Source organism: Eisenbergiella sp. OF01-20 (genome assembly GCF_003478085.1).
In the GTDB taxonomy this organism is placed as follows: Bacteria; Bacillota; Clostridia; order Lachnospirales; family Lachnospiraceae; genus Eisenbergiella.
In genome coordinates this window covers 1-6,334 of sequence record NZ_QUES01000073.1, presented here as the reverse complement: position 1 = coordinate 6,334, position 6,334 = coordinate 1, and the positions used below count along the sequence as shown (strand labels likewise).

Here is a 6,334-nt window from a genome sequence, read left to right as displayed (position 1 = left end):
CGGGGGAGGTGGGGCTGTGGGGGGAGGCCGGCGGTGTACATCCAGGGAATCCCTGCGGGCTCCCCTGGATGCACGGGCGTACGCCCTATGAAAAGAAGGGAAAAGAAGGTTCGCAGGATGAGCAAGCTCCCCCTGCGAACCTTCTTTTCCCTTCTTTTCGCACCGCCTACTGGGACGGCACGTTTGTATACCCCATCAGGCTTTGGTCTATTTCTCTGGCGGCTTCTCTTCCTTCGCGGATGGCCCATACGACAAGGGATTGTCCTCTGTGCATGTCTCCTGTGACGAATATTTTGTCTGTGTTTGTTTTGTATTTTCCTTTTTCTGTTTTTACGTTGGTGCGTGGGTCGGTTTCTATCTTGAATGCATCGGTTACGTATTTCTGGCTTCCGAGAAATCCGGCGGCTATGAGTACGATATCGGCTTCGAGGAGTTGTTCGGTGCCAGGGAGTTCCTTGGGGGTTATTCTGCCGGTGCGGGGATCTTTTTCCGGTTTGAGTCTGATGATTTTTACGGCTTTGAGGATCCCGTTTTTGTCTTTTATAAATTCTTTGACGGTGGATTCGTAAATTCTGGGATCGCGGCCGTAGAGGGCAATGGCTTCTTCCTGGCCGTAGTCGGTTTTGGAGATTTTGGGCCATTCGGGCCAGGGGTTATTTTCAGCTCTTTCATCGGGGGCTTTGGGCATCATTTCTATTTGGATGACGGATTTACAGCCGTGGCGTATGCAGGTTCCCACGCAGTCGTTTCCGGTATCACCGCCTCCGATGATGATGACGTTTTTGTCTTTCGTATTCACGTATTTTCCGTCGGCCAGATTGGAATCGAGGAGGCTTTTGGTGTTGGCTGTCAGGAAATCGACGGCAAAATGTATCCCCTTTGCATCACGGCCCGGGGCGTTAATATCTCTGGGATTGGAGGCGCCGCAGGCTAAGAGGATGCGGTCATATTCCTGGAGAAGCCGGGCCGGTTTGAGGTCTTTGCCCACGTCGGTACCTGTGAGGAAGGTCACGCCTTCTTCTTCCATTATCTTTATTTTTCGCTGTACAATCCGTTTTTCCAGCTTCATGTTGGGGATTCCGTACATGAGCAGCCCGCCGGCGCGGTCGGATCGTTCGTATACGGTGACGTTATGGCCGCGTTTGTTAAGCTGGTCGGCTGCCGCCAGGCCGGATGGACCGCTGCCTATTACCGCTACTTTTTTGCCGGAACGCTGGTTCGGGGGGCATGGCTGGGCATATCCCTTTTCGTAGGCGTTTTCAATGATGGCGTATTCGTTTTCTTTTGTGGCTACAGGTTCTCCTCCCAGCCCGCAGGTACAGGCCGCCTCGCAGAGGGCGGGGCATACGCGGGCGGTGAATTCAGGGAAATTGTTGGTTTTTTTCAGACGTTCGTAGGCCTGTTCCCAGTTTCCGGTATATACCAGGTCGTTCCACTCAGGCACCAGGTTATGCAGGGGACAGCCGGAGGTCATGCCGTTCAGCATCATGCCGGACTGGCAGAAGGGCACGCCGCATTCCATACAGCGGGCGCCCTGAAGCTGCTGTTCCTCCCTTGACAGGTGCTGATGGAATTCCCTGAAATGTTTTATTCTGTCTGCCGGTTTTTCGGCAAAGCTCACTTTTCTGTCATAGTCCATAAATCCGGTTGGTTTTCCCATGTTTTCCTCACTTTCTGCCGCGGATATGACGGGCATCATGAATCGTTACCTTATTTTCTCATATTGGCGTAGAAGGCTTCTATCTGGGCCTGTTCCGCGCTTAACCCTTTTTCTTCCATCTGAACGATGGTAGTCAGCATGCGCTCGTAGTCATGAGGGATAATTTTCTTGAATTTAGGAAGGTAATCCCCAAAATGTTCCAGAATTTCCTTGCCTTTTTCAGAGTTGGTGTAGGCCACATGCTCCTGGATCATCTCTTTAAGCTCCTGTACGTCATATTTGGAGGTTATCTCATGGGAGGATACCATTTCCTTGTTCAGGCGGATATAAAGATCGTTCCCTTCATCCAGCACATAGGCTATGCCGCCGCTCATACCCGCGGCAAAATTCTTACCGGTGCGTCCGAGTACCGCGACACGGCCTCCGGTCATGTACTCGCAGCCATGATCTCCCACACCTTCCACAACCGCAAGGCAGCCGGAATTGCGGACAGCGAAGCGTTCCCCCGCCACGCCGTTGACAAAGGCTTTTCCGCTGGTGGCGCCGTACAGGGCCACATTGCCGATAATAACGTTATCCTCCGGTTTGAAGCGGGTTCCTTTAGGGGGGTAAACGATCAGCTTGCCGCCGGAAAGCCCTTTTCCAAAGTAATCGTTGCTGTCACCCACCAGTTCCAGGGTCAGGCCTCTGGGGATAAAGGCGCCGAAGCTCTGTCCGCCTGTACCCTTGCTTCGTACACGGTAACTGTCCTCCTCCAGGGAGGTTCCGAATTTTCTCGTGATTTCAGAACCAAGCAAGGTGCCGAAGGTGCGGTCGGTATTGGATACCTCCACCTCCATACTGCGATTCTGTCCGGCTTCCATAGCACCGGACATCTGTTTAAGCAGAAGCTTTTCATCCAGCGTTTTTTCCAGTGCAAAATCATATCCTTTTTTCGGATCGCAGATAGAGCCTGCTTTTCCGGCATAGGGATTGTTAAGAATACCGCTGATGTCTATTTTTTTCTGGGCAGGTGTCAGGTTTTCTTTCCGGGTGAGAAGATCGGTTCTTCCCACCAGTTCATCGACGCTGCGGACACCCAGCTTTGCCATGTATTCCCGCAGTTCTTCCGCGATAAAACGCATGAAGTTGATGACGTATTCCGGTTTTCCCCGGAAACGGCCCCGCAATTCCGGGTTCTGGGTCGCCACACCTACCGGACAGGTGTCCAGGTTGCAGACGCGCATCATGACACAGCCCATAGTGATCAGCGGGGCTGTGGCAAAGCCGAATTCTTCAGCGCCCAATATAGCGGCAATCGCCACGTCCCGCCCGCTCATCAGCTTGCCGTCGGTTTCGATGCGGACCCGCTGGCGCAGGCCGTTTTGGATAAGGGTCTGATGGGTTTCCGACAATCCCAGCTCCCAGGGAAGGCCCGCATTATGGATGGAACTTTTTGGCGCCGCGCCGGTTCCGCCGTCATAGCCGGAAATCAGGATGACCTGTGCGCCTGCTTTGGCTACACCGGCTGCCACGGTTCCCACGCCTGCAACGGAAACCAGTTTTACGGAAATACGCGCGTTTTTATTGGCGTTTTTCAGGTCATAAATCAGCTGGGCCAAATCCTCAATGGAATAAATGTCGTGGTGGGGCGGCGGGGATATCAGGCCCACGCCAGGGGTGGAATGTCTGGTTTTGGCTATCCAGGGATATACCTTACCGCCGGGAAGATGACCGCCTTCCCCGGGTTTTGCGCCCTGGGCCATTTTAATCTGCAGTTCCTGCGCGCTTACCAGATACTGGCTGGTAACACCGAAGCGGCCGCTGGCTACCTGCTTGATGGCCGAACAGCGGTTCACACCGTCCGCTCCCACGCTGAGGCGTTCCACCTCCTCTCCCCCTTCCCCGGAATTGGATTTTCCGTGCAGGCGGTTCATGGCGACAGCCATGGTTTCATGGGCTTCCCTGGAGATGGAGCCATAGGACATGGCGCCGGTTTTAAAGCGGGTGACAATGGAGTCCACGCTTTCCACTTCCTCCAGAGGAATGCCTTTTTTCGGATATTTGAAATCCATCAGGCCGCGCAGGTTTTTGATGGAATTTTCATCATTTACCAGGGCCGTGTACTGTTTGAAAAGTTCGTAATCCCCTCTGCGGGCAGCCTCCTGGAGAGCATGGATGGTGGCGGGATTGTACAGATGCTCGTCGCCTCCGCTCCTCATTTTATGGTGTCCCGGACTGTCCAGGGTGAGATCCGTGGCGAGTCCCAGGGGGTCAAAAGCCATGGAATGGAGGGTATCCACTTCTTTTTCCATATCCGCCAGGGAGGTGCCGCCGATACGGCATACCGTGTTGGTAAAATAGTTGTTGATCACATCCGGATCGATGCCGATGGCTTCAAAAATCTGGGAACCCTGGTAGGACTGGATGGTGGAAATGCCCATTTTGGAAGCAATTTTTACAATACCGTTTAAAATGGCTTTATTATAATCATTTACGGCGGCGTAGTAATCTTTGTCCAGCATTTTGTTATCGATGAGCTCTTTAATGGACTCCTGGGCCAGATAAGGGTTGATGGCGCAGGCGCCATAGCCAAGGAGCGTGGCGAAATGATGGACGTCTCTGGGTTCGCCGGACTCCAGAATCAGGGCTACGCCGGTACGTTTTTTTGTTTTTACCAGGTGCTGGTTTAAGGCGGATACCGCCAGCAGGGAAGGAATAGCCACATGGTTTTCATCCACCCCCCTGTCGGAAAGGATCAGGATGTTGGCGCCGTCCCGGTAAACCCGGTCGGCCTCCACGAACAGATGCTCGATAGCCCGTTCCAGTTTTGTATTTTTATAGTAAATAATAGGAACTACCGCGGTCTTAAAGCCTTCCTCCTTCATGCTTTTGATTTTCATCAGATCGGTGTTGGTGAGGATAGGGTTATTTACCTTCAGCACGTTGCAGTTTTTGGCCTTTTCCTCCAGCACATCCCCTTCCGCCCCGATATAGACGGTGGTGGAGGTCACCACATGCTCACGGATGGCGTCAATAGGGGGATTGGTCACCTGGGCAAACAGCTGCTTGAAATAATGGAACAGCGGATGGTGGGTTTTGCTCAAAAAAGGCAGAGGGGTATCCACACCCATGGCGGCTATGGCTTCTCCGCCGTTTTTTGCCATGGGCAGGATGCTGGTCTTCATCTCGTCATAGGTGTAACCGAAGGCCTTTTGTAAGCGCTGCCTTTCCACGGCTGTAAATTCCGGCACTCTCTCATTGGGGATTTTCAGATTTTTCAGTTCCACCAGGTTGTTATCCAGCCATTCCCCATATGGCTGGCGGGAGGCATAGGCTTCTTTGAGCCGGTCGTCGTCAATCACTTCCCCTTTGACAGTATCCACCAGCAGCATCTTGCCGGGGCGCAGGCGTTCCTTCATTTTAATTTTTGCGGGATCGATATCCAGGACACCCACCTCGGAGGAGAGGATCAGCTGATCATCCTCCGTGACAAAATAACGGGAGGGCCGCAGGCCGTTACGGTCAAGGACGGCGCCCATGATATCCCCGTCGGAAAAAAGGATGGAAGCCGGGCCGTCCCATGGCTCCATCATGGTGGCATAATATTGGTAAAAATCCCGTTTGGACTGGGACATGGTCTTATTATTTGCCCAGGGTTCGGGAATGGTTATCATTACGGCAAGAGGCAGATCCATGCCGCTCATCACCAGGAATTCCAGGGTGTTATCCAGCATGGCGGAATCGGAGCCGTCCGGGTCGACGGCGGGGAGAACCTTGTGGAGAAGGCCGTGGAGATGTTCGGATTCCATATTTTCCTCACGGGCAAGCATTTTGTCATAGTTGCCGCGGATGGTGTTGATCTCTCCGTTGTGTACGATAAAGCGGTTGGGATGAGCCCTTTCCCAGCTGGGATTGGTATTGGTGGAAAAACGGGAATGGACGATGGCAATGGCGGATTCAAAATCCGCACTCTGCAGATCCTTAAAAAAGGTACGCAGCTGTCCTACCAAAAACATGCCCTTATAGCATACGGTCCGGCTGGATAACGATACCACATACGTATTGTCGGTGGATTGCTCGAAAACGCGGCGGGCCACATAAAGTCTGCGGTCAAATGCAATCCCTTTGGGGGTATCGGCGGGTTTTTTCACAAACCCCTGCATGATACAGGGCATACATCCCACCGCTCTCTGCCCCAGAACTTCCGGAGCACAGTCCACATCACGCCAGCCCAGGAATTCCAGCCCTTCCTTCTCCACTATGATTTCAAACATCTTTCTGGCCTGGTTTCTTTTCAGCTCATCCTGCGGGAAAAAGAACATGCCCACGCCGTATTCCCTTTCGCCGCCAAGCTCGATGCCCAGAGGTTTCGTCACTCTTTTAAAAAAGGTATGAGGCACCTGGGTCAGTATACCCACGCCGTCACCGGTTTTGCCTTCCGCATCCTTTCCGGCGCGGTGCTCCAGGTTTTCCACAATCTTCAGGGCATTTTCCACGGTTGCCCTGGATTTGGTTCCTTTGATGTTTACGCAGGCACCAATGCCGCAGTTATCATGCTCAAACTGCTTCCTGTACAGAGGCGCTTCGGGGACTTCCATTTTCACATCAAACATAATCTTACTCCTCTCCCTGTGCGTTTTGGATTCTTCCTCATGTGCGGATGCGGCGGTGCCCTGTGGGTTGCCTGCCCCG

At 53.1% G+C, this 6,334-nt stretch carries 2 protein-coding genes; both read right to left on the bottom strand.

The window, feature by feature from the left end:
* Positions 1 to 166: 166 nt before the first annotated feature.
* Positions 167 to 1,660: a glutamate synthase subunit beta gene (locus DXA36_RS32265; RefSeq protein WP_118683604.1), complete on the bottom strand. Its 1,494-nt coding sequence runs from the start codon at positions 1,658 to 1,660 to the stop codon at positions 167 to 169.
* A 50-nt stretch (positions 1,661 to 1,710) separates the two neighbouring features.
* The gene (gene gltB, locus DXA36_RS32260; RefSeq protein WP_118683603.1) at positions 1,711 to 6,255 is read right to left on the bottom strand and encodes a glutamate synthase large subunit; all 4,545 of its coding nucleotides are present in this window, start codon (positions 6,253 to 6,255) and stop codon (positions 1,711 to 1,713) included.
* Positions 6,256 to 6,334: the final 79 nt, after the last annotated feature.